We start from the raw sequence: 22829 nt of genomic DNA on the forward strand, positions 1-22829 counted from the left end.
CCGTGGGGCCGACGCCGACGGGAACGGTCAGGCCTGGTCGAGGCCGTATAGCGAGTGGAGCGTGCGCACGGCAAGCTCCGTGTAGGCAGCGTCGATCAGGACCGAGAACTTGATCTCGGAGGTGGTGATCGCGCGAATGTTGATACCCTTCTGAGCCAGCGCCCGGAAGGCCTTGGCTGCAACGCCTGCATGCGAACGCATGCCGACGCCGATCGCCGAAACCTTCACGACATCGGTGGCGCCCTCGATCTGGCCGAACTGGATCGTGTCGCGCTGGGCGTCGAGGATGGCGCGGGAGCGCTCGTAATCGGCTGCCGGCACGGTGAAGGTCATGTCGGTGGTCGATTGGTCGCCCGACACGGTCTGGATGATCATGTCGACGTTGATGTTGGCATCCGCCAGCGGGCCGAAGATCGCCGCGGCGATGCCGGGGCTGTCCTTCACGGCGCGCAGGGTGATCTGCGCCTCGTCCTTCGAGAAGGCGATGCCGGTGATGATCTGCTGTTCCACGATTTGGTCCTCGTCGCAGATGAGGGTGCCCGGCCGCGCGGCATCGGGGGGATCGAAGGAGGAGCGCACGGTGGTCGGCACCCGGTGCACCATGGCGAGCTCGACGGAGCGCACCTGGAGCACCTTGGCACCCAGGGACGCCATCTCCAGCATCTCCTCGAAGGTCACGCGCTCCATGCGCTGGGCCTTGGGCACCACGCGGGGATCGGTGGTGTAGACCCCGTCCACGTCGGTGTAGATGTCGCAGCGCTCGGCGCCGATGGCGGCGGCGATCGCCACGGCCGAGGTGTCCGAACCGCCGCGTCCCAGCGTCGCGATCCGGCCGGTCTGCGCATTCACGCCCTGGAAGCCGGCAATGACGGCGACCTCGCCGCGCTTGAAGCTCTCGTCGAGATTCGTCGGGTCGATGCCCTCGATCCGGGCCGAGCCATGCGCATCGGAGGTGTGGATCGGGATCTGCCAGCCCTGCCAGGAGCGGGCCTTGATCCCGTCCTTGTTGAGCGCGATGGCCAGCAACCCCGAGGTGACCTGCTCGCCCGAGGCCACGACCGTGTCGTACTCCGCCGCGCCGTAGAGCGGGTCGGCATCCTTGACCCAGCCGACCAGTTCGTTGGTCTTGCCCGACATCGCCGAGACCACGACCGCGACTTCGTAGCCGGCCGCGACCTCGCGGGCGACGTGGCGCGCCACGTTGCGGATGCGATCGACGGTGGCGACGGAGGTGCCGCCGAATTTCATCACCAAACGGGGCATGTCGCGTCCGGTCTGCTCATCTTGTCCTTCCGGTGCCGGCCGCGAGGCCGACGCGCCGCGCCACACGGAAAACAACACGGCGCGGCTGTACCGGGGATGCGACCGGCGGGTACAAGGGGCCCCCGGCCGTGTCAATCGGACGGACGGCAGGTTCAAACGATACGAAAGTGAGCCGGATGACGGGCGCCTCGATCGACCGGGACGAAGTGGCGCGCTTCGACGCCCTGGCCGCGCGCTGGTGGGACGAGCGCGGGCCGATGGCGGTTCTGCACAAGTTCAACCCCGTCCGGGTCGGCTACATCCGCGACGAGGCCTGCCGGGTCTTCGACCGCGACCCGGCCGCGCCCTTCCCCCTTGAGGGCCTGACGGTCATCGATATCGGCTGCGGCGGCGGCGTGCTGTCGGAGCCGCTGGCCCGGCTCGGCGCCACGGTCACGGGCCTCGATCCGGCGACCGGCAACATCGCGGCGGCCCGCGCCCATGCGGAAGCGGAAGGCCTCACCATCGACTACCGCGACGAGACCATCGAGGCGGTGGCCGCGCGCGGAGAGCGCTTCGACATCGTGCTCGCCATGGAAGTGGTCGAGCATGTCTCCGACCGCGCCGGCTTCCTGCGCGCCTGCTGCACGACGGTGAAGCCCGGCGGCTTGCTGTTTGCCGCCACCCTCAACCGGACCATGCGCTCCTTCGCGCTCGCCATCGTCGGCGCCGAATACGTGCTGCGCTGGCTGCCGCGGGGCACTCACGATTGGGAGAAGTTCGTAACGCCGCGGGAACTCTCCGCCGACATCACGGCAAGCGGCCTCACCGTCACCGACACGACCGGCGTGGTCTACAATCCGCTGGGCGATTCCTGGCGCGCGAGCCGCGACACGGGGGTGAACTACATGGTGGCGGCGCACCGCCCCGCCTGAACGAAGCGGACGGGCATTCGTTGACGGTTCTCCCAGGCAGAACGGAGACCCTCGGACATGCTCGAAAAGCTTCCGCACGCCGTCGGCGAGGCCCTGTCCGGCCTGAGGGCCGGCGCGGAGAAAGCCGCCTTCCATACGGTTGCAGTCGAGGCCCCCGCCACGCTCCGCGTGACGAGCGAGGCTTTCGCCGACACCGCACCGATCCCCGGCCGCTACACCGCGGACGGCGACGGGCTGTCGCCGCCGCTCGCCATCGCCGGGGTGCCGGACGGGGCCGCGGCACTCGTCCTGTTCGTGGAGGACCCGGACGCGCCCTCCCCTCACCCCTTCGTCCACCTCATCGCCTGGAACCTGAGGCCTGAGGCCCAAAACCTTCCCGAGGGGGCGTTCGCGAGCCCGGCGGGTGCGGGCGTCCGACACGATCTCGGCCGCAACTCCTTCCAGAAGGACGGCTGGCTGCCGCCGGACCCGCCGACCGGCCACGGGCCGCACCATTACCTGTTCCAGGTCTTCGCCCTGGCCCGCCCCGCCGATCTGCCCGCCTCGCCGGGCCGCGGCGCCCTGCTCGACGCGCTCCGGGACAACGTGATCGCCAAGGGCCTGCTGACGGGGACCTACGAGCGGACCTGAATGTCTTGAGGCGTGCGTATCTTGCGTTCACCGCGCGCGAGCGGGCATGACCTTGGTTGAACGCGGCACCCCGCCTGCGCCCGCCCGCACGCCGGGCGCGGCGATGCGGGACGACCGGCGATGTGAGGGAGACGGCGCGGAATGAAGGCCCTGGTGTGCAGCCGGCTCGGCGGGCCGGAGGATCTCGGCATCGAGGACCTGCCCGATCCGGTGCCGGGCCCCGGCGAGGCGCTGGTGCGGGTGCGGGTCGCGGCGCTGAACTTCTTCGACACGCTCATCATCGCCGGGCGCTATCAGGTGAAGCCCGAACTGCCATTCTCCCCCGGCGGTGAGGCCTGCGGCGTGATCGAGGCCCTGGGCCCCGACGCGGAGGGCTTCTCCGTCGGCGACCGGGTGATGGTCCATCTCAGCCACGGCACCGCTCGGGAGCGGATCGCGGTCTCGGTGAAGCGCCTCGCGCGGGTGCCGGAGGCCGTCTCCGACGCCGTCGCCGCCGGGCTCTCGATCACCTACGGCACGACGCTCCATGCGCTCCGGGACCGCGCCGGCATCCGGCCGGGCGAAACCCTCGTCGTGCTCGGCGCCTCGGGCGGCGTCGGGCTCGCCGCGGTCGAACTCGGAAAGCTGCTCGGCGCGCGCGTCATCGCCTGCGCCTCCTCGCCCGAAAAGCTCGAAACCGCCCGCGCCCACGGCGCCGACGACCTCGTCGATTACCGGGCCGACAACCTGCGCGAGGCCTTGAGGCGCCTCGCGGGCGAGCGCGGTGTGGACGTGGTCTACGACGCAGTCGGCGGAGATCTGGCCGAGCCGGCCATGCGGTCACTTGGCTGGAAGGGCCGTTTCCTCGTGATCGGCTTTGCCGCGGGCGAGATCCCGAAATTTCCCCTCAACGTCATCATGCTCAAGGGCATCGACGTGCAGGGCGTCCATTGGGGGGCCTTCGTCGAGCGCGAGCCGGAGGCGCATGCGGAAAACCAAGCCCAACTGCTCGCCTGGGCGGCCGAGGGCAAACTCACCGTGAAGGTACACGGCGTCTATCCGCTTGACGCCTACGCGGAGGCGCTCGGCGTCCTCGTCCGCCGCGAGGCGGTCGGCAAGGTGTTGCTCGACCTCAGGGGCTAGAGCGTCATCCCGAAAGCCGGCAACCAGCTTTCGGGATGATGCTCCAGGTCCAGGCTTGGCCGGAGAGGATCGGAGCAGGCCTGCAAGGCTCCGCGCCGCGGTAGCGAACCGACATCTTGCGTCCGAGAAGAGCGCACGGAGGTCTCGCCCCGTGCATTTCGAACCCAGTGGTTGGCGAGGCCCGGTATCGAGGCATCCGCCGCCAGCCTTTCAGGCCCTCCGCGGAAATCCACCTTCAACGGGGAAGCTTCGACGCAGGGACAACTATAAGATTTTTAACACTTGTAATTGATAAATCGAAGAGGCGGCACGGCCCGTTTTTTTCAGGTCAATCACATGCGTTTGAAGTTCGGCTTCATCGTTGCGATGCAGCTCGTCGTCGGTTGCCTTACATCCGCTGCGGCCGAATCCCAGAGCCTCGACGCCCTCAAGGCCGCCTACAAACGCCCGACGCACATCCCGTTTCCCGAGGAGGCGCCCTACTCGCCGCAGCTGGCGACGATGGGCAAGATGCTGTTCTTCGATCCCCGCCTCAGCGGCAAGCAGAACCTGAGCTGCGCGAGCTGCCACAACCCGTCCTTCGGGTTCGAGGTGCCGGTTCCCGGCGCGATCGGCGCCACCAACAAGCCACTCGCCCGCAAGGCCCCCTCAGTGCTGAACGCCGCCTGGATCCCGACCCTGTTCTGGGACGGGCGCGCGCCCGACCTCGAAACCCAGGCGATGGGCCCGATCACCGCCGACGCCGAGATGGACGGCAAGTTTCCGGAGATCATCGCCCGCCTCAAGCGCATCCCCGAATACAAGGCGTCGTTCGACGCGCTGTTTCCCGGCAAGGGCGTGACGCAGGACACGATCCTGACGGCCATCGCCACCTATGAGCGGACCGTGGTCTCCGGTTGGGCGCCGTTCGACCGCTGGATCGACGGCGACGAGGCGGCGATGTCGAGCGAGGCCAAGCGCGGCTTTGCCCTGTTCACCGGCAAGGCCGCCTGCGCCGGCTGCCATACCGGTTGGAACTTCACCGACAACAAGTTCCACGATCTCGGGATCGACACCAACGATATCGGCCGCGCCGCCTTCGATCCCGACGACCGCTACGCCAAGCACGCCTTCAAGACGCCGGGCCTGCGCAACCTGAGCTACCGGGCGCCGTTCGGGCATGCGGGGCAGTTCGCAGATCTCGAAGCGATCATCGCGCACTACGAGAATGGCGGCCTGCCGCGTCCCTCGCGGTCGCCGCTGATGAAGCCGATCAGCCTCAGCGACGGCGAGCGCGCGGACCTGATCGCCTTCCTGCGCTCGCTGACCGCGGACCAGACCGAGACGGCGCTGCCGAACCTGCCGAACTGATCGGCCTGCGCCGCGCCCACACGCCCCATTCCGAAGAACGACGAGACGAATCCGCAATGTCGATTCGCCACAAGATCCTGTTGCCGCTCCTCGGCTTCATGCTGCTCGGCGGGCTCCTGTCCGCGGTGACGGGCCTCACGGGCCTCTCTGCTTTCGGGGAACTCTCGGATCTCGCCGGGCGCACGGTCGAGGCGAGCGAGGCCAGCCGCACCGCCCGCGATCGTTTCCGCCGGGCCGAAGCCCTGGTGGCGCGGGTCACCGCCATGACCGACCTTCTCGACGTGAAGCGGATCGGCGGCGAGTTCACCCAGAATGCCGACGCCCTCGATGCGGGGCTCGGCCGCCTGAAGGCCTCGGCCCTCTCCGAGCGGATGCTCGCCCTGTCCAACACCGCCGAGGCCGAGGCCCAGCAATGGCGCGCGAGCGCGGAGATCCTGCTGGGTCTGCGCAAGGCGCGGGAGATCCCGACCCTGGCGGTGATGGCACGCCACAGCACCGCGATCGGCCGCGACCTCGATGAGGCCGTGGCCCTGGCCGGCCGGGAGGCGCAGGCGCAGATCGAGGCCACGGGCGCGGCGATGGCGTGGAAGATCTGGCTGATGCTCGGCCTTTCTGCCGTGACCATCGCGGCTGGTTCCGGCGCGGCGTGGTGGCTGGCCGGCACCCTGTCGAAGCCGCTCGTCAGACTGGCGGGCGACACGACCCGGCTCGCGGGCGGCGACCTCGACGTCGCCCTGCCGGCCACGAACCGCCAGGACGAGATCGGTGCGATGATCGCCGCCGTTCAGGTCTTCAAGGACAACCTCATCCGCAGCCGTACCCTCGAAGCCGAGACGGCCCAGGCCGGCGCCGCGGCCGAGCGCCGGGCGATGGTGCGCAGCCTCGCCGACGGCTTCGAGGCCTCGGTCGGCCGCATCGTCGGCACGGTCGGCACCTCCGCCGCCCAGCTCAAAGAGACCGCCCGGACGATGAGCGCCACCGCCGGGCAGACCGCCGAGCGGTCCGCCCGGATGAGTGCCGCCGCCGGCGAGGCCGCGACCAACGTCGATGCCGTGGCGGCGGCGACCGAGCAGCTCGGTGCCTCGGTCTCGGAGATCGGCCGTCAGATGCAGGAATCGGCCAACCTCGCCCGCGGGGCGGTGACGGAGGCCGACCGGACGGCCGGCGTGGTGCGCGAACTCAGCGCCGCCACCGGGCAGATCGGCGAGATGGTCGCCCTGATCTCGAACATCGCCAGCCAGACCAACCTTCTGGCACTGAACGCGACCATCGAGGCGGCGCGCGCCGGCTCGGCCGGGCGGGGCTTCGCGGTGGTGGCCTCCGAGGTGAAGGCGCTGGCCACGCAGACGACGCGGGTGACCGACGAGATCACCGGGCAGATCGCGCGCATCCAGGGGGTGACCGGTCAGGCGGTGGCGGCGATCGGCGGCATCACCGCGCGGATCGGCGAGATCGACACGGTCGCCGCCTCGATCACCGGCGCCGTCGGTGAGCAGGGCGCGGCCACGGGGGAGATCGTCCATCGGGTCGGCCGGACCGCGCAGGGCACCCGCGCCGTCACCGGCCATGTCGCGGAGGTCGCCGAGGCCGCGGAGCAGACGGGCTTCGCCGCCGACCACGTCCTGCAGGCCGCCTCAGACATGTCGGACCAAGCCGAGCAGCTGCGCCAGGAGGTCGCCCGCTTCCTCGTCAACGTCAGGGCCGCGTAGGCGGTTCGGCGGTTCCGTTCCTAGAATGCACGGAAGCCGGCCAATGGCCGGCTTTTCCGCATTTGGAGAGGCCAATTCGCTCTGCCACGCCGGCCAGCCGGCGATGAAGGACGGGATCGTTGTCGATCAGCCTCAGCGGTCGAGCCGCGCCAGCGCCGCGGCGATCCGGGCCGCGCCCGGTCCCCCGCCCGCGGCCACGGCGTGGCGGCGGTCGAGGGCGATGGCGCCGCGGTGGCTGGCATGGGTGATGGCGATGGCGAGCGCGTCGGCCGCGTCGGCGACCTTGAACTCGGCCTTCGGCAGCAGGAACTTCACCATCGCCTGGATCTGAACCTTCTCCGCATGGCCGTTCCCGGCCACGGTCTTCTTCACGAGGTTGGCGGCATACTCCGCCACCGGCAGGCCGGCGAGCGCGGGCACCAGCAGCGCCACGGCGCGGGCATGGCCGAGCTTGAGCGTGGCCTGCGCGTCCTTGTTGACGAAGGTCTCCTCCACCGAGACCTCGTCGGGCGTGTAGGTCGTGACGATGCGGGTCAGGCCCTCGTGCAGCTCGCGCAGGCGCAGGGCCAGCGGCAGGTCGCCGTCGGACGTGACGACGCCGCAGGCGAGGTAGGACAGCTTGCTGCCCCGGGCCGTGATCAGGCCCCAGCCGGTGCGGCGCAGGCCGGGGTCGATGCCGAGGATGCGGACGTCCGTGGTCATGGCCTCGGCCTCCTTCAGAGCATCGATCCGGTACGGCACATATCGTGAACGAAGCGTTGCCGCAAACGCGGCTGGCCCGCCGCGCCCCGGCTTACTGGAGCTTGAACTCGCCCTCCAGCCGGAGGGACACCTCATCGCCGAGCAGCGGCAGGAAGGCGTTCACGCCGAACTCAGAGCGCTTGATCACCGCCCAGCCGTCGAAGCCGACCGAGTAGAGCTTATCGACCGGGTTGACGCCCGCCTGGTTGAAGGTGGCATCGAACGAGACCGGCTTCGAGACGCCGCGCAGGGTCAGGGTGCCGTTGACGCGCGCCGTGGTTGGGCTCGTCGGCTCGACCGACGTGCTGAGGAAGGTCGCCTCGGGAAACTTCTCGACGTCAAGGAAATCCGGCGTCTTCAGGTGCGCGTTGAGCCGGTCGTTGAGCCCGTTGCCGCTGCCGGTGCCGATCTTGACGGAAAGGCTGCTCTTGGCCGGCGCTGCGGGATCGAGGACGAGGTCGCCGGACACCTCCGTGAACTGGCCGTAATAGGTCGAGAAGCCGAGATGGCTGATCGACCACGTGATCTTGCCGTGCGCCGGATCGAGCCGGTAGCGCCCGGCCTTCACCTGCCCCGGATCCTTGGTCAGGGCGGGTGCCGTTCCCTGGGCGGCCTCCTGTGCGTGCGCAAAGCCGGGCGCGGCGAGAGCGAAACCCGCCAGCAGGAGGGCGGCGAGGGCGAGCGTGCGCTTCATGCGGTCACCTTGTCGGTTGTGCCGCCACGACGGATATGGCCTTAGGCCAAGCGCGGCAACGGACCCTTCGAGGATCGACGGTTCACATGATCGGCAAGCTCAAGGGAATCGTCGATTCCTACGGAGAGGATTTCGTCATCCTCGACGTGAACGGCGTCGGCTACGTCGTCCACTGCTCCGCCCGGACCCTGCAGCGCCTGCCCAAGCCCGGCGAGGCGACGGATCTGGCCATCGAGACGCATGTGCGCGAGGACATGATCCGCCTCTACGGTTTCCGCGTCGATGCCGAGCGGGAATGGTTCCGCCTGCTCCAGACGGTGCAGGGGGTCGGCACCCGCGTGGCGCTCGGCGTGCTCTCGGTGCTGGAGCCGGCCCAGCTCGCCACCGCCATCGCCACCGGCGACAAGGGCGCCGTGGCCCGCGCCCCCGGCGTCGGCCCGCGGCTTGCGGCCCGTCTCGTCGCCGAGCTGAAGGACAAGGCGCCCGCCTTCAGTCCCATCGATCCGGCGCTCATCGCCCTGACCGGTGCCGTCGAGGACAGGACCGCGCCGCAACCGGTCGCGGACGCGATCTCGGCCCTGGTCAATCTCGGCTACGCCCAGATCCAGGCCTCGGCCGCCATCGCCGCCGCCCTGAAGGGCCTCGGCGAGGAGGCCGGAACGGTGGAGGCCAAGACTCTGATCCGGCTCGGGCTGCGGGAGCTGGCTCGATAGACCGTCGTCCTGGATATCGGATCCAGGACGACGGTCTAACATTTTGTTTTCACATCATTTTTTCCGAAAGCCGGACGCCACCTTTCGGGATGATGCTCTAGCCTGGACGAAAGCGCCTCAACCGCCCTCGTCGAAAGGCGGCGGCTGAAGGCGCTGCCACGCGGAGGCGATCCGCTCCGGCTTCACCTCCAGCGCCTCGGCGCAGGCGAGAAGCGACGGTTCGTCGCTCATGACGTGGTCGAGTACGGCGCCGAGAAAGCCGGGGTCATGCATGCTTTCGCGCAGCGTTCCGGGCTCCAGGCCGCTGGCGGCGATGAACCGAAACAACCGGTCCTCGTCGGCGGCGAGCCATCCGAGCACCTCGACCGCGAGACGCTCGCTCGGGCCATCACTATGATCAAGTTTGCGTTTCATCAACGAGTAGCAGTTTAAGAGAGTAAGAGGGCCGGGCCACGGGTTGGAACGCCATCGCGACCGCGCCGGAGCAGGTCATGAAGAAAACCGTTCTCATCGTTGAAGACAACGAGCTGAACATGAAGCTCTTCAACGATCTGCTGGAGGCGCATGGCTACGCGACCCTCAAAACCGCCAACGGTATCGAGGCGATTGAACTCGCGCGCGCGCACCACCCAGACTTGATCCTCATGGACATCCAGCTTCCCGAAGTCTCGGGCCTGGAGGTGACAAAGTGGCTCAAGGACGACGACGACCTTCGTAACATTCCCGTGATCGCCATCACCGCTTTTGCAATGAAAGGCGACGAGGAACGCATTCGTGAAGGCGGATGCGAGGCATATTTGTCCAAACCGATCTCGGTTGCGAAGTTTTTGGCAACGGTCCGTCGGTACATTGGCGATGACGGCGCTCCCTGAGACCTCTTCGGACTGAACGCCGTCGCGGTCGTGAAGGCCGCGCCTCGGAGGAAAGATGTCCGCTCGCGTCCTGATCGTGGATGATCTCTACCCCAACGTCCGGCTGCTCGAGACGAAGCTGTCTCTCGAATATTTCGACGTGGTCGTGGCGATGAATGGGCCAGACGCCCTGGCCATTTGCGAGAAGGGCGAATGCGACGTCGTTCTCCTCGACGTGATGATGCCGGGCATGGACGGCTTCGAGGTCTGCCGCCGGCTCAAGTCCAACCCCGCCACCGCCCACCTGCCGGTGGTGATCGTCACCGCCCTCGATCAGCCCGCCGACCGGCTGCGGGGTCTGGATGCGGGCGCCGACGATTTCCTGACCAAGCCCATCGACGACACCGCGCTGATGACGCGGGTGCGCAGCCTCGTGCGGCTGAAGGCGGTGACGGACGAGCTGCGCTCGCGCGCCCTGGAGACGCGCGAGATCGGCGGCCCCGATCCCCTGGTTCTCGCTGCGGCCGATACCGGCGAAGGTGCGCGCATTCTCCTCGTCGAGGACCGGGCGAGCGCCATCGACCGCATCGGCACGGCGCTCGCTCAGCATCATCAGGTCACCGTGGAGACCGACCCGCACCGCGCCCTGGTGCGGGCGCCGGAAGGCGGCTTCGACCTCGCCCTGGTGAGCCTCGATCTCGAAGGCTTCGATGGCTTGCGCCTGTGCAGCCAGCTCCGCTCGCTGGAGCGGACCCGCAGCATGGCGCTCATCATGCTCGGCGAGATGCACGAGAAGGCGCGGATCACCCGCGGCCTCGAATTCGGCGTCAACGACTACCTGCTGCGTCCGGTCGACCGCAACGAGCTGATCGCGCGCGTGCGCACGCAGGTGCGGCGGCGCCGCTTTTCCGAGACGCTGCGCGGCGCCCTCCACGCCTCGATGGAACTGGCGATCACCGACGACCTGACCGGCCTGCACAACCGGCGCTACCTCGACCGCCATCTCGGGCCGGTCTTCGGCGAGGCGGCCCTGCAGCAGAAGGGCCTTGCCTGCCTGCTCCTCGACATCGACCGCTTCAAGCTGATCAACGACACCTATGGCCACGAGGCCGGCGACGAGGTGCTGCGCGCCTTTGCCGAGCGCATCCGCCAGTATGTGCGGCCGATGGATATCCTCGCCCGCTACGGCGGTGAGGAGATCGTGATGGTGGTGCCCGGCGCCGAACTGCCCGATGCCCGCGCCATCGCCGAGCGCATCCGCCACCGGATCGAGGCGACGCCCTTCACCATCGACGGCGGGACGCGCGACATCGGCGTGACCGTCTCGGTCGGCGTCTCCGTGCGGCGGGCGACCGATACGGGTCCGGCCGACCTGCTCAAGCGTGCCGACACCGCGCTCTACCGCGCCAAGTCCTTCGGCCGGAACCGGGTCGAGGCGGCGGCGGCGTAGCGCCGGCGCAACCTCACTCGGGAGCCGGCGCCTCCACCGGGACCGCGGCGGGGGGAGACAGGCCGAGCAGCCGCGCGATCTCGTCACCCTCCGCGCCGCCCAGAAGGTCGGCGAGGGTGTAGCGGTCGAGAACCGCCAGGAAGGCGGCCAGCGCCTCACCCAGCGCCCGCCGCAGGCGACAGGGCGCGGTGATGGCGCAAGACCCTGCGGAAAAGCACTCGACCAGCGCGAGATCGTCCTCCGTCGCGCGGACGACGGCGCCGACGACGATCTCCCTCGGTGGCTTGGCGAGGCGCAAGCCGCCGCCCCGCCCCCGGATCGTCTGGATCAGCCCGAGCCGCCCGAGCTGATGCACCACCTTGGTGAGGTGGCTCTCCGAGATCCCATAGGCGCGCGCGATCTCCGCAATCGAACTCTGCTTCGGCTCGCGCAGGCCGACATAGATCAGGGTGCGCAGGGCGTAGTCGGTGTAGCGGGTCAGGCGCATGGCGGGTCCGAGCGACCTATAAGGTGCATTTCACTTGCATCTTTCCGGGAGCCGCGACAAAAGATTTATGTCGAATGAATCTTTGGATCCGACGATGCCCGCACCGCTCTCGCCCCAGACCGTCGCCACCGTCAAAGCCACCGTCCCGGCTCTCGAAACGCACGGGCTCGCCATCACCCGGCGCATGTATGAGCGCCTGTTCCAGAACGCCGAGATCCGCGATCTCTTCAACCAGTCGCACCACGGTGAGACCGGCTCGCAGCCCAAGGCGCTCGCCCTCGCTGTTCTGGCCTATGCCCGCAACATCGACAACCTCGGCGTGTTGACGGGCGCGGTGGAGCGCATCGCCCAGAAGCATGTCGCGCTCAACATCCTGCCGGAGCACTACCCCCACGTCGCCGACGCCCTGCTCGCAGCGATCCGCGATGTGCTCGGCGAGGCGGTCACGCCCGAGATCATCACGGCCTGGGGCGAGGCGTACTGGTTCCTGGCGGAACTGCTGATCGGCCGGGAGGCGACGATCTACCGGGATCAGGCGACCAGGGCCGGTGGATGGAACGGCTGGCGCGACTTCGTGGTCGAGAGCGTCACCCCGGAAAGCGAGACGATCCGCTCGTTCGTGCTGGTTCCCGCCGACGGCGGCCCGGTGCTGCGTCACGAGCCGGGGCAGTATCTCGGCTTCCTCCTCGACCTGTCGGGTCGGGGCGTATTGAAGCGGAACTACTCGATCTCCTGCGCACCGAACGCGCGCGCCTACCGCATCACCGTCAAACGCGAGGCCGCGACGGTGCATCCGGCCGGCCTCGTCTCGAACTGGCTGCACGCGCAAGCTCAGGTCGGAACCGTGCTGAAGGTCGCCGCCCCCGCGGGCGACTTCTTCCTCGACCGGGCGAGCGCCGAGCCGGTGGTTCTGGTCAGCGGCGGCGTCGGCCTGACCCCGATGGTCAGCATGCTGGAGAGCATCGCGGCGGAAGCGTCCGAGCGCCCGGCCTGGTTCGTCCACGGTGCCCTGAATGGGCGGGTCCACGCCATGGGCACGCATGTGCGCAGTCTCGTCGCGAACCGAGCGGCCCTGTCGGCCCATACTTTCTACGCGGAGCCGGAGCCGCAGGACCGGCCCGGCGAGGATTTCGACAGCGAGGGGTTGATCACGGCGGATTGGCTCGTCGCGAACACGCCCTCGGAGCGGGCGACCTACTATCTGTGCGGGCCCAAGCCCTTCCTGGCGGCTCTGGCGAACGGGCTGGCCCGTGCCGGCGTCCCTGCGGAGCGGGTCCGGTTCGAGTTCTTCGGCCCCGCCGACGAACTGTTGGACGAGGCACCCCGGCAGGCCGCCTAAGGCGGGACGGCCGCGCCGTGCGCGCGGTCAACCCGCTCCCGGATCGGTCTCGTCGCCCTGTGCCGGCGCACCGGGCTTGCCGTCGGTCTTCTCGTTGGGATCCTTGACCGCATCGGGGGCGCTGTTGGCGGGCTTGTGCCCGTCCCGGTGCTCCCGATCCGTCTCGCGGTCATCGCCGTTCTGCTTGTCCATGGTCGAGTTCCTCGAGGAGTAAGACTCTAGAGCATCGTCCCGAAAGGTGGCCACCGGCTTTCTGAAGAAGACGATGTCAAGACAAGAACCTAGAGCATCGTCCCGGATCCGATATCCAGGACGATGCTCTAGGCCGAAGCGGCTCAGGAATGCTTGGCCCGGTCGGGCTCACCCGCAACAGGCTCACCCTCGCGTGGACCGGCCGATGCCTTACGGTCGGAATGGCCGCCGGACGAACCGCCGATGGCGGGCGGCGTGTGCCCGGCCCCTCCACTGTCCTGGCCCTCGCTCCATTCACCGCGCCGCTCGGCATCGGAGCGCCCACCGGAGCCCTGCCCGGTGATCGCCGCCTGCTCGGCGGTCTGGTGGCCGCCGCCCGCTGGATGGGGGCCGCGTGAGCCGACCGCCTCGTCGGGCTTGCGGGTGCCGGTATTGCTCAGATCTTCGTCGGGCCGGTTCTCATTTCCCATCACGGCATCCCCCATCACGCTCGCCATGATGCTCTCCATGACGTGGCGGCTCTTCCTGGCCGACGGCGGCGGTGGCGCGCTCGATCGCTTCCTGGGCCGTCGCGTCGGGCTCGGAGCGGGAGGACGGATCGGAGATCCGGCGCAGATTTTCCGCGGGCGTCTCGGCCTCGGTCTGATCCACCGCGTCCTGGCCGTGGTGGTCCGTGCCGGAGGCGATGCGCGCCGTCTCGGCCGTCCCGTCGGGATTGCTCTTCAGGTCGCCTTGAGTCCGCGAGGGCACGCCCCTGTCGAGGGGCGAGTCGGTGCCGAAATCCTGGCCGTTGCGATCCGCATAGGCGTCGAACGCCTTCAGCGACGGCCGGTCGGGGGAAGTCTCCGTCATTCTTCGTCCTCCTGATCTGACCGGGACAACCATCCGGGACCGGAGGAGTTGCGGTGCGGGTCCGTCGCAGACCCGCACCGCGCGACGCGTGTCAGCCGATGCCCTCGAACAGCACCGATGAGATGTAGCGCTCGGCAAACGAGCAGGCGATGGTGACGATGCGCTTGCCCTGGAACTCGGGGCGGCCCGCCAGCTCCAGCGCCGCCGCGACGTTGCCGCCGGTCGAGATGCCGCCGGGAATGCCTTCGAACTTGGCGAGGTCGCGGGCGGTGTCGATCGCCTGCTGGTTCGTCACCTTGAGCACGCCGTCGAGGATGTCGGTATGCAGGTTGTCGGGGATGAAGCCGGCGCCGATGCCCTGGATCTTGTGGGGGCCGGGCTGGCCGCCGGAGATCACGGGGCTGTCGACCGGCTCCACCGCGAACACCTTGAGGCCCGGCAGACGCGGCTTGAGCACTTCGCCGACGCCGGTCACCGTCCCGCCGGTGCCGACACCCGCCACGAAGGCGTCGAGCTGGCCGTGGGTGTCGTTCCAGATCTCTTCCGCCGTGGTCTTGCGGTGGATCTCCGGGTTGGCCGGATTCGAGAATTGCTGCGGCATCACCGCCCCGTCGATCTCGCGCAGCAGCTCTTCGGCGCGGCCGATCGCACCCTTCATGCCCTGCGCGCCCGGCGTCAGTTCGAGCTGCGCACCGAGGAAGGCGAGCATCTTGCGCCGCTCCACCGACATCGTCTCCGGCATGACGAGGATCAGGCGGTAGCCGCGGGCGGCGGCGACGAAGGCCAGCGCGATGCCGGTGTTGCCCGAGGTCGGCTCGACCAGCGTGCCGCCGGGCTTGAGCCGGCCGGAAGCTTCCAGCGCGTCGATCATGTTGACGCCGATGCGGTCCTTCACGCTCGAGATCGGGTTGAAGAACTCGAGCTTGAGCAGGATCTCGGCATCGACGCCGCGCTCCTTGGTGAGCCGGTTGAGGCGCACGAGCGGGGTGTTGCCGATGGTCTCGGTGATCGAGCCGTAGACGCGGCCGTGTCCGGGCTTGCGCACGGTGTCCGGGGTCGAGGTGTCTGTCATCGTCTGTCCGCTCCCTGAGCGCTCCCGCGCCGCAACGGCCACCGGCCCGGTGCAGGAGCGCGCGCCAACATGAAAGGCTTTCACATCGGTCTGAGAGAAGACGACCGCCAGGGGGACAAAGCCGATGCGAAACCAGAAACTTAGCGCTCCCGCCGAAGCGAGGGCCACTGCGGCGACGCGTAACCGATTTCGCAAGCTCCGTCGAGCTTCCCGCCGGGCGGATACCAGTCTTTACACGGACTGCGCACGGCTGAGCTTTAGCAGAGAATTTTATTTTCCTTTTTGCCCGCCGGACGACAGTATTGTCATCTCAGTCACTCAAAATCGACGGGCCGGTTACGGTCCGAGATCGCGATTCAGGCGACGAGGAAGCGGGTGGCGAGGATCAGGATACCGATTCCCGAACTGGTGGCGAGGGCCGCCAGGGTCGCCGCACCCTCGTGGTGGGCGTGGACGAAGTCGTAACGCGCCGCGTGGAGGGCCGCGGGCCGCACCTTCGGGACGACGCGCTGGTGAACCCGGCCGATCCGCATTCCGTCTCTCCGCCTGAGCGGCCACGCGGAGCGCGACCGGGGAGCGCGAGGAAACGGCCCGGGAGACTGACGGAGGATGAATCTGGACGCCCGTCCGCGAATCGTCGTCAACGGGGACTTAAAACGATCACGCGCCGGCTCGTCCGAGGAACCGGCGCGGTGTTCGAGAAGGGGGCGCCTACAGGGCCCGATCGAACCGAAGCTCACCGTTCTGGCTGCGGATCACGAGCTGCGAACCGTCGAGGTCCCACTTGCCCGCCGTGCGCAGGGCGACGAGGAAGGCCTGCTCGGAGGCCGCCAGCGCTTTGTCGCAGGTCTTCTTGGTGAGGGCCAAGGGGCCGACGGCAAGGTGCTGCTCGCGCAGGGGGAAGGCGGTGGCGGTGAAGGTGTTGCAGCCACCATAGCCGCGCGCCCGGTACTGCGCGTCGATGATGAAGCTCGGGCGGTCGGCACCGGTGAACGGCTTGCCGTTCATGCTGACGGCGGTCCACATCGAGCCGAGGGGAAACATCTTCTCCGTCGGCTTCGCGCCGGGGACGTATTGCGGCTTCTTCTCGGGCTGCTTGCCCGCACCGAAACCGGACGAATTGCCGCCCATGCCCATTTGCGCCGTAGCCGGCACGGCCACGAGCGCGCCCGCGGCAACCGCGCAGGCCAGCGCGGCGGTCAGCATCCTGTTCATCGTTCAGCCCCCTGTCTGCTCGACTGCTTCACCCCGGAGCCCCCTCGGCCAGCGGCTCGGCTCTTCGCCCGACGCGTGGGCCGAGCCGGCGCGTGCTCCGTATCCTTCGGGCCGCGCTCCCTCTCGGCAGCCGGTCCTGGGCGCTAGGGGGAATCGGCACAGATTCAAGCACAATTATGGTCGAGACCGGCCTGAACCCCGGTTCAGCGGCGATCCCGTCCGTTTCGATGCGCCGCGAACCTTGTGCGGCAAGAATCCTCGCCCGACGAGTCTTCGGATGCGCGCGAAACGCCGTTTCTCACAAGCTTCGCCGAAACGAACCGGCTCGTCGGACCGTTGAACGATCCCGTGCCCCGTGGCGCGGGGCAGCATCTGCCAAGGATCGAGGAGAGCGGTTTGACGGGATCGGATGAAGGCGCGTCGAGCGGGGCCTCGCCCAACACGATGAACGCGGCCCAGTGCCGGGGTGCCCGCGGCCTGCTGGGATGGTCCGAGATGGACCTCGCCCGCCGTTCGGGACTGGACGAAGGTTTCATCAAGGGGTTCGAGGCCGGCACGGGCGATCCCGCCTCCGGCCAGGTCGAGGCTCTGCGCAGCGCCCTGATGCAGGGCGGCGTCGTCTTCACCAACGGCGCGACGCCGGGCGTGCGGCTCTCCGAGCAGCAGCGGGGCGGCGACGAGGGCACGCGGCTCGATCAGCTCACCACCGAGAACGATCGCTGAGGCGAATGCTCAGGCGGTGGCCAGGGCCTTGAGGTCGAAGCCCGGATCGGCGGCCTGCTCCGGCGTCAGCGTCTTGCCCGAGGCCAGCAGGCGGCGGGCCGCCATGTGGTCGGCGGGGCGATCCACCGATTCGACGGCGCTGAGCCCGTGCTCGCGGAAGCGGAACACCGAGAAGCCAGCGCCGGTGCGGCGCAGGACGCTCGCATCCCCCGGCGTGGCGAGCCCGGCGATCTGGAGCTTGCGCGGCCCCTGGTCGCTCCAGAACCACGGCACCGCGTCGTAGGCCGCCGGGCGGCCGGTAAGCCGCGCGGCGAGGCAGCGACCCTGATCGACGGCGTTCTGCACCGACTCGATCCGCACCCGGTCGCCACCGGGCATTCCGGACGCGAAGCGGCTCGGGAAACGCACGCAATCGCCGATCGCCGACACCGCCGGATCGAGCGTCGCCAGAAAGGCGTCGATCTCGATGCCGTCGCGCACGGCGAGCCCCGCTTCCGCCGCGAGTTCCTGGTTCGGCACCACGCCGATGCCGACGAGCACGAGGTCGGCGGGCAGGCTCTGCCCGTCGGCGGTGCGGACGGCCGCGACCCGTCCCCCCTTTCCCTCCTCCTCGCCCTCGATGGCTGTGACGCCCGTCCCGAACAGGAACGTGACGCCGGCCTCCTCGTGGAAGGCGCGGAACGCCGCCGAGGTCTCGGGCGAGACTGCTCGCGCCATCACCCGCTCGGCCGCCTCGATTACCGTGACGGAGAGGCCGCGCGCCGCGCAGACCGCCGCGAATTCGAGGCCGATGAAGCCCGCCCCGACCACGACGATCCGGCCGATGCCCTTGATCGCGTTCCGCAGAGCGTCGGCATCGCCGAGGGAGCGGAGTTGGCGTACCCCCGCGAGATCGGCTCCCGGCACCGGCAGCGCTCGGTTGCGGGTGCCCGTCGCCAGGATGAGGTGGTCGTAAGACAGGCGCTCCCCGTCCGAGAGCCGGACGCTGCGCCCGGTGCGGTCGATCGCCGTCACCCGCATTCCGGGAAGGTGATCGATGCGGTGCTCGGCGAAAAAGCTCTCCTGCCGCAGCAGCAAACCGCGGGCATCGGTCTTGCCGGCGAGATAGGCCTTCGAGAGCGGCGGGCGCTGATAGGGGAGCGCGGCCTCCTCGCCGACCAGGGTCAGGCGCCCGGAAAACCCCGCCTCCCGCAGCGAGGCGGCGGCCTGGAAGCCGGCCTGCCCCGCCCCGACGATGACGATCGTCTCCATCGGCCCGCTCATTCGCCCGCCTCGGCCGGGCTACGGACCGCCTTGAGCGGGGCCGCAGCCGGTTCCTCCGGAAAGAAATCGCCGGGAATGCTCGGCAGGAAGCGGCGCCCCTCCTGCGCGAGATAGTCCCAGAACGCGTCGGAGGCCGGACCGAGCACCTTGTCGGCGCGGCGCACGACGTACCAGTCGCGCCGGATCGGCAGACCCTCCACGTCGAGCAGGACGAGGCGCCCACTCGCCACCTCCGCCGCCACCGAGTGGCCGGACAGGAGCGCGATGCCGAGGCCCGCCATCACCGCCTGCTTCAACGTCTCGTTCGAGCCGGAATCGATCCCGAGCTTGGCCCGACGGATCATCACGCCGCTCATGAACTCCTCGAACACCGAGCGGGTGCCCGATCCCTCCTCGCGCACGAGGAAGGACTCTTCCGCCAGATCCGCCCTGGTCAGGCCGCGCCGCCCGGCCATCGGGTGGTCGGGGGCGGCGATCAGCACCAGGGGATGCGGGCCGAAGGTCTCCGCCTCGATGGCGAAGTCCCGCGGCGGGCGGCCCATGATCGCGAAATCGATCTCGTAGTTGCGCAGGGCCTCGATCGTGTCCTGCCGGTTGCCGACGGTGAGCGAGATCTCGACCTTCGGGTGGCTTTCCATGAAGCCGGCGATGACGAGCGGCGCGAAATACTTCGCCGTGGAAACGACCCCGAGGCCGACCCGGCCGCCGCCGCCGCCCTTCAGTGTGCGCAAGCGGTCGGTGCAGGTTTCCAGAACGGTGTTGATGCTGTTGATCGCCCACAGCATCTCGCGGCCGGCATCGGTCGGCTTGAGGCCGGTCGGCGTGCGGTCGAACAGGAGGAGGCCCGCCTCCTCCTCGAGTTGGCGGATGCGGGCGTAGAGCGCGGCGGAGGTGACGTTCAGCTCCTGCGCGGCCCGCGTCATGGTGCCGAGCCGTGCGACCGCGGCGACCGCCTGAAGCTGCTTGAGCGAGAGATTGCGCATGCCACGTTTTTAGTTTTTTTGCGGGGCACCACAAGTTTTTTTAGAAATCTTTCGACAGCCGTCTCGTGCCGTCTGGCGCTGCCGCCTCGCCACAGCGTATCATAGCGGCAGATGGACTTGCACGCCTCCGCGCGCGCATGGCCGATAAGGACGCCGCGCAGGACCTTATGTTAAGCGCGGCTTCGACGGGAGCGAGCCTCAGAACGATGACGAAGCCCTACGGGTCATCCCTCGACGATCATCTCGACGCCGAAGTCGCGCGGGACCCTTCGCTGGCCGACACCGCCGCCACGATCCGGGCGCTGGCCGCCGCCGCGATCGACGTGAGCGAGACCGTGGGCCGCGGCTCGCTCGCCGGCGATCTCGCCGCCCAGGGCGAGCACAACAGCGACGGCGACGTGCAGAAGGCGCTCGACGTGATCGCCCACAAGCGCTTCATGCAGGCGCTCGAAGAAGCCCCCGTGGCGCAGGTCGCCTCGGAGGAAGCCGAGGACGTGGTGACGCTGAAGGCCGATGCGCCGCTGGCCGTCGCGATCGATCCGCTCGACGGCTCATCCAACATCGGCGTCGGCATGGTGGTCGGCACCATCTTCGGCATCCGCCCGGTGACGCCGGGTGCGGACGTGAACGCCTCGTTCCTCACGCCCGGCACCACGCAGACAGCCGCCGGCTTCGTCGTCTACGGCCCGGCCACGACCTTCGTGGTCACGCTCGGCAACGGCACCCGCATCTTCACCCTCGACCGGACGGACAAGGTCTTCCGCCTCACGCACGACGCGATGAAGATCGTGCCCAGCGCGAACGAGTACGCGATCAACGCCTCGAACGTCCGCCATTGGGACGGGCCGGTGAAGTCCTTCATCGAGGATTGCCTGCGCGGCACGGAAGGCCCGCGCGACCGCGACTTCAACATGCGCTGGACCGCCGCCCTGGTGGCGGACGCGCAGCGGGTGCTCATTCGCGGCGGCGTGTTCCTGTATCCGGGCGACAACCGGAAGGGCTACGCGCAAGGGCGCCTGCGCCTCCTCTACGAGACCGCTCCGATCGCCTTCCTCATCGAGCAGGCGGGCGGTGCCGCCACCGACGGCCAGGGCCGCATCCTCGACCGGGTGGCCACCAAAATCCACGAGCGCTCGCCGCTGGTGTTCGGCTCCACCGAGGAGGTCGAGTGCGTGGCCAAGTACTATGACGGCCGCCAGCCCAGCGCCGGCCGCTCACCCCTGTTCGGCCAGCGCGGCCTGATGCGCAGCTGACCTCTCGGCGCCTCCAACATCATCAAAGCCCATGTCGGCGCGTCATCCCATCATCTCGGTCACCGGCTCCTCAGGGGCCGGGACCACATCCGTCCGCAACACCTTCGAGCAGATCTTCCGCCGGGAGGATGTCAGCGCCGTCTACATCGAGGGCGACGGCTTCCACGCGCATGACCGCGACACCATGCGGGCGATGATGGCGCGCGAGCCGACGCTGAGCCACTTCGCGCCCCGCGCCAACCTCCTGCCCGAGCTGGAGGAGGTGTTTCGCGACTACAGCGAATCCGGTACCGGCCGCACCCGGCATTACGCCCACGACGATGCGGATGCCGCGCGCTACGGCGTGCCCGTCGGCGCCTTCACGCCCTGGGAGCCGTTCCAGCCCGGCTCGGACCTGCTGTTCTACGAAGGCTTGCACGGCTGCGTGGTCGATCAGAACGTCGATCTCGCCCGCTATCCCGATCTCAAGATCGGGGTGGTGCCGGTCATCAACCTCGAATGGATTCAGAAGCTGCACCGGGACCGCTCGACGCGGGGCTACTCGACGGATGCCGTCACCGACGTGATCCTGCGGCGGATGCCGGACTACGTGCAGACCATCTGCCCGCAATTCTCGTGGACGGACATCAACTTCCAGCGGGTGCCGACGGTGGACACCTCGAACCCCTTCATCGCCCGCTGGATTCCGACCGCAGACGAATCGCTGGTGGTGATCCGCTTCAAGGATCCGAAGGGGATCGATTTCTCCTACCTCGTCTCGATGATCCACGACAGCTTCATGAGCCGGGCCAATTCCATCGTCATCCCCGGCGGCAAGCTCGATCTGGCGATGCAGCTCATCCTCACGCCGATCATCATGCAGCTCGTGGAGCGGCGGCGGCGGCTGGCGTGAGGTCGGCCGTCTTCGCGAGACTTTGGATGTTTTCCGGGTGATCCGCTCGGCTGGCCGGCGACCTGCCTCTCCCCACCGGGCAGGGAGCGTGGGACACCCAGTCCTCAACGAAGTGATCAGCCGGAAACGGTATCGGTTGGAGCTCTGACATCTTCACGCTCGACCGCCGCCTCCCTATCGAGAAACGCCGCGACAGCCTCCGAAAATTCCGGCGTACGCAGGTAGCCGTAGGACTTGTGGTGGTTCACGCCGCCGCGCGGGCGGCGATAGGTGTTGCGCACGGGTCGATCGATCACGCCCACGCCCGATACGTTCGGGGCATAGGCCTCGGCCAGCGTCGTGCCGACGGTCGCCACGTCCTCGCGGTCGCCGAGATTGCTCCACCGGGCCACGGCGTACGGCACGCGCAAGCCCCCGTGCTCGTCGGCGAGGCGATGCTTGATCTCGGTGAGCCCGAGGGGCGCGCCCATGGTGACGAAGTGGTCGATCCGCGGACAGCGCCCGTCGCGTTCGAGCTGCCGCAGCACGTCGTAGGCGATCAGCGACCCCATGGAATGGGCAGCGAGCAGCAGGGGCCGGCCGGCATGGTGCTCCAGCGCCACCCGCAAGCGTTCGCGCGCCGCCTCGCGGAACGCGGCATCCTCGTAGTAGCCCCACAGATCGTCGAGCCGGTGCTCGATGATGAAATCGTCGAGGACGAGGCGTCCGGTCTTCTCCTGCGCCCACTCGACGATGCGGTAGAGCCGGTCGGTCAGGGTCGGGGCGCAGGCGCCGTCGACGCTCGGGAACGGCCCCCGCCCCCTGGCCCGGTAATAGGGCTCCCGGTTGCTGTCCTCGGAAAGCGGCGCGTCGTAGCGCAGGTCGGCCCAGTAGACGAACTCAAAGGAGAGGTCGCGCCGGTCCTCACCAAGGTTGCGCCGGAGACCCTCACGGATCGCCTCGGCCCACCATGCCTGCTTCTCTTCCTTCGGCGGCTTGTTGGCGAGGCCGTGGATGCCGAGGATAAGCGGGCGGTCGTGCATCGGTCGAAGAGGGAGGCCATGCGAGTGTCAATTGCCGGCGCAGCGCCAGCATCGCAGGGCATATAGCGCGCGGCCCACAGCGGTTCCGCGCGACAAATC

26 protein-coding genes are annotated in these 22829 nt (G+C 68.8%); 12 read left to right on the forward strand and 14 right to left on the reverse strand.

The window, feature by feature from the left end; all coding sequences use genetic code 11:
* Nucleotides 1–27: 27 nt before the first annotated feature.
* The gene (locus MKK50_RS06405) at nt 28–1263 is read right to left on the reverse strand and encodes an aspartate kinase (protein WP_253367073.1); all 1236 of its coding nucleotides are present in this window, start codon (nt 1261–1263) and stop codon (nt 28–30) included.
* A gap of 167 nt (nt 1264–1430) precedes the next feature.
* On the opposite strand from MKK50_RS06405, the gene ubiG reads away from it, so the two are divergent.
* From ubiG to MKK50_RS06430, 5 genes are all read left to right on the forward strand, one after another.
* Nucleotides 1431–2177, forward strand: a complete 747-nt coding sequence (gene ubiG / locus MKK50_RS06410; RefSeq protein ID WP_499021181.1) for a bifunctional 2-polyprenyl-6-hydroxyphenol methylase/3-demethylubiquinol 3-O-methyltransferase UbiG — start codon at nt 1431–1433, stop codon at nt 2175–2177.
* 57 nt (nt 2178–2234) lie between these two features.
* Nucleotides 2235–2807, forward strand: coding sequence for a YbhB/YbcL family Raf kinase inhibitor-like protein (locus tag MKK50_RS06415; RefSeq protein ID WP_499021183.1), 573 nt, complete (start codon nt 2235–2237; stop codon nt 2805–2807).
* Nucleotides 2808–2948: 141 nt separating this feature from the next.
* Entirely contained in the window at nt 2949–3929 is a 981-nt protein-coding gene (locus MKK50_RS06420; RefSeq protein WP_499021185.1) for an NADPH:quinone oxidoreductase family protein, read from the forward strand.
* A gap of 336 nt (nt 3930–4265) precedes the next feature.
* Entirely contained in the window at nt 4266–5279 is a 1014-nt protein-coding gene (locus MKK50_RS06425) for a cytochrome-c peroxidase (RefSeq protein WP_499021188.1), read from the forward strand.
* A gap of 56 nt (nt 5280–5335) precedes the next feature.
* Complete coding sequence (locus tag MKK50_RS06430) at nt 5336–6988, forward strand: methyl-accepting chemotaxis protein (protein ID WP_499021189.1); 1653 nt, start codon at nt 5336–5338, stop codon at nt 6986–6988.
* Nucleotides 6989–7120: 132 nt separating this feature from the next.
* On the opposite strand, the gene ruvC is transcribed toward MKK50_RS06430, so the two are convergent.
* The gene (ruvC, locus tag MKK50_RS06435) at nt 7121–7690 is read right to left on the reverse strand and encodes a crossover junction endodeoxyribonuclease RuvC (protein WP_499021192.1); all 570 of its coding nucleotides are present in this window, start codon (nt 7688–7690) and stop codon (nt 7121–7123) included.
* 91 nt (nt 7691–7781) lie between these two features.
* Entirely contained in the window at nt 7782–8423 is a 642-nt protein-coding gene (locus MKK50_RS06440) for a YceI family protein (RefSeq protein ID WP_499021194.1), read from the reverse strand.
* An 86-nt stretch (nt 8424–8509) separates the two neighbouring features.
* Here MKK50_RS06440 and ruvA point away from each other — a divergent pair, with 86 nt between their 5' ends.
* Entirely contained in the window at nt 8510–9136 is a 627-nt protein-coding gene (gene ruvA, locus MKK50_RS06445; RefSeq protein WP_060768689.1) for a Holliday junction branch migration protein RuvA, read from the forward strand.
* A gap of 117 nt (nt 9137–9253) precedes the next feature.
* Here ruvA and MKK50_RS06450 read toward each other — a convergent pair whose 3' ends face one another.
* Complete coding sequence (locus MKK50_RS06450) at nt 9254–9550, reverse strand: DUF3572 domain-containing protein (protein ID WP_003599943.1); 297 nt, start codon at nt 9548–9550, stop codon at nt 9254–9256.
* Nucleotides 9551–9627: 77 nt separating this feature from the next.
* On the opposite strand from MKK50_RS06450, the gene MKK50_RS06455 reads away from it, so the two are divergent.
* Nucleotides 9628–10008: a response regulator gene (locus MKK50_RS06455; RefSeq protein ID WP_003599942.1), complete on the forward strand. Its 381-nt coding sequence runs from the start codon at nt 9628–9630 to the stop codon at nt 10006–10008.
* 55 nt (nt 10009–10063) lie between these two features.
* The gene (locus tag MKK50_RS06460; RefSeq protein WP_253367059.1) at nt 10064–11437 is read left to right on the forward strand and encodes a PleD family two-component system response regulator; all 1374 of its coding nucleotides are present in this window, start codon (nt 10064–10066) and stop codon (nt 11435–11437) included.
* A 13-nt stretch (nt 11438–11450) separates the two neighbouring features.
* Here the strand turns inward: MKK50_RS06460 and MKK50_RS06465 are convergent, their stop codons facing one another.
* Nucleotides 11451–11924 carry an Rrf2 family transcriptional regulator gene (locus tag MKK50_RS06465; RefSeq protein ID WP_499021196.1) on the reverse strand — a complete coding sequence of 158 codons (474 nt, stop codon included), beginning with the start codon at nt 11922–11924 and terminating at the stop codon, nt 11451–11453.
* A gap of 94 nt (nt 11925–12018) precedes the next feature.
* Here MKK50_RS06465 and hmpA point away from each other — a divergent pair, with 94 nt between their 5' ends.
* Nucleotides 12019–13263, forward strand: a complete 1245-nt coding sequence (gene hmpA / locus MKK50_RS06470) for an NO-inducible flavohemoprotein (RefSeq protein WP_499021198.1) — start codon at nt 12019–12021, stop codon at nt 13261–13263.
* A 27-nt stretch (nt 13264–13290) separates the two neighbouring features.
* Here the strand turns inward: hmpA and MKK50_RS06475 are convergent, their stop codons facing one another.
* The 6 genes from MKK50_RS06475 to MKK50_RS06500 form a co-directional block, all read right to left on the reverse strand.
* Nucleotides 13291–13455: a hypothetical protein gene (locus MKK50_RS06475; RefSeq protein WP_253367053.1), complete on the reverse strand. Its 165-nt coding sequence runs from the start codon at nt 13453–13455 to the stop codon at nt 13291–13293.
* A gap of 143 nt (nt 13456–13598) precedes the next feature.
* Nucleotides 13599–13925: a hypothetical protein gene (locus MKK50_RS06480; protein ID WP_499021200.1), complete on the reverse strand. Its 327-nt coding sequence runs from the start codon at nt 13923–13925 to the stop codon at nt 13599–13601.
* The gene (locus tag MKK50_RS06485) at nt 13915–14307 is read right to left on the reverse strand and encodes a hypothetical protein (protein ID WP_499021201.1); all 393 of its coding nucleotides are present in this window, start codon (nt 14305–14307) and stop codon (nt 13915–13917) included. The genes MKK50_RS06480 and MKK50_RS06485 overlap by 11 nt, the downstream gene beginning before the upstream one ends.
* Nucleotides 14308–14398: 91 nt before the next feature.
* Complete coding sequence (gene cysK / locus MKK50_RS06490) at nt 14399–15379, reverse strand: cysteine synthase A (RefSeq protein ID WP_253367050.1); 981 nt, start codon at nt 15377–15379, stop codon at nt 14399–14401.
* Nucleotides 15380–15735: 356 nt separating this feature from the next.
* Nucleotides 15736–15912, reverse strand: a complete 177-nt coding sequence (locus MKK50_RS06495) for a hypothetical protein (RefSeq protein ID WP_253367048.1) — start codon at nt 15910–15912, stop codon at nt 15736–15738.
* A gap of 178 nt (nt 15913–16090) precedes the next feature.
* Nucleotides 16091–16594 (reverse strand): META domain-containing protein, encoded by a 504-nt coding sequence (locus MKK50_RS06500; RefSeq protein ID WP_253367047.1) that lies wholly within the window; start codon nt 16592–16594, stop codon nt 16091–16093.
* Nucleotides 16595–17038: 444 nt separating this feature from the next.
* Between MKK50_RS06500 and MKK50_RS06505 the strand changes: the two genes are divergently transcribed.
* Nucleotides 17039–17317, forward strand: a complete 279-nt coding sequence (locus tag MKK50_RS06505) for a helix-turn-helix domain-containing protein (RefSeq protein WP_499021245.1) — start codon at nt 17039–17041, stop codon at nt 17315–17317.
* A 9-nt stretch (nt 17318–17326) separates the two neighbouring features.
* On the opposite strand, the gene MKK50_RS06510 is transcribed toward MKK50_RS06505, so the two are convergent.
* Nucleotides 17327–18580, reverse strand: a complete 1254-nt coding sequence (locus tag MKK50_RS06510) for an NAD(P)/FAD-dependent oxidoreductase (RefSeq protein WP_499021204.1) — start codon at nt 18578–18580, stop codon at nt 17327–17329.
* Nucleotides 18577–19563, reverse strand: coding sequence for a LysR family transcriptional regulator (locus tag MKK50_RS06515; RefSeq protein WP_499021206.1), 987 nt, complete (start codon nt 19561–19563; stop codon nt 18577–18579). The genes MKK50_RS06510 and MKK50_RS06515 overlap by 4 nt, the downstream gene beginning before the upstream one ends.
* A gap of 206 nt (nt 19564–19769) precedes the next feature.
* Here MKK50_RS06515 and MKK50_RS06520 point away from each other — a divergent pair, with 206 nt between their 5' ends.
* Together MKK50_RS06520 and MKK50_RS06525 are read left to right on the forward strand one after the other, a co-directional pair.
* Nucleotides 19770–20816, forward strand: a complete 1047-nt coding sequence (locus MKK50_RS06520) for a class 1 fructose-bisphosphatase (RefSeq protein WP_499021208.1) — start codon at nt 19770–19772, stop codon at nt 20814–20816.
* Nucleotides 20817–20847: 31 nt separating this feature from the next.
* A complete protein-coding gene (locus tag MKK50_RS06525) occupies nt 20848–21708 on the forward strand; it encodes a phosphoribulokinase (protein ID WP_499021209.1) in 861 nt (286 codons plus the stop codon).
* A 116-nt stretch (nt 21709–21824) separates the two neighbouring features.
* On the opposite strand, the gene MKK50_RS06530 is transcribed toward MKK50_RS06525, so the two are convergent.
* On the reverse strand, nt 21825–22730 hold the full coding sequence (locus tag MKK50_RS06530; RefSeq protein ID WP_499021211.1) for a lipase/acyltransferase domain-containing protein: 906 nt from the start codon (nt 22728–22730) through the stop codon (nt 21825–21827).
* Nucleotides 22731–22829: the final 99 nt, after the last annotated feature.

It is taken from the genome of Methylobacterium sp. J-043, assembly GCF_022829505.1.
Lineage (GTDB): Bacteria > Pseudomonadota > Alphaproteobacteria > Rhizobiales > Beijerinckiaceae > Methylobacterium > Methylobacterium extorquens_A.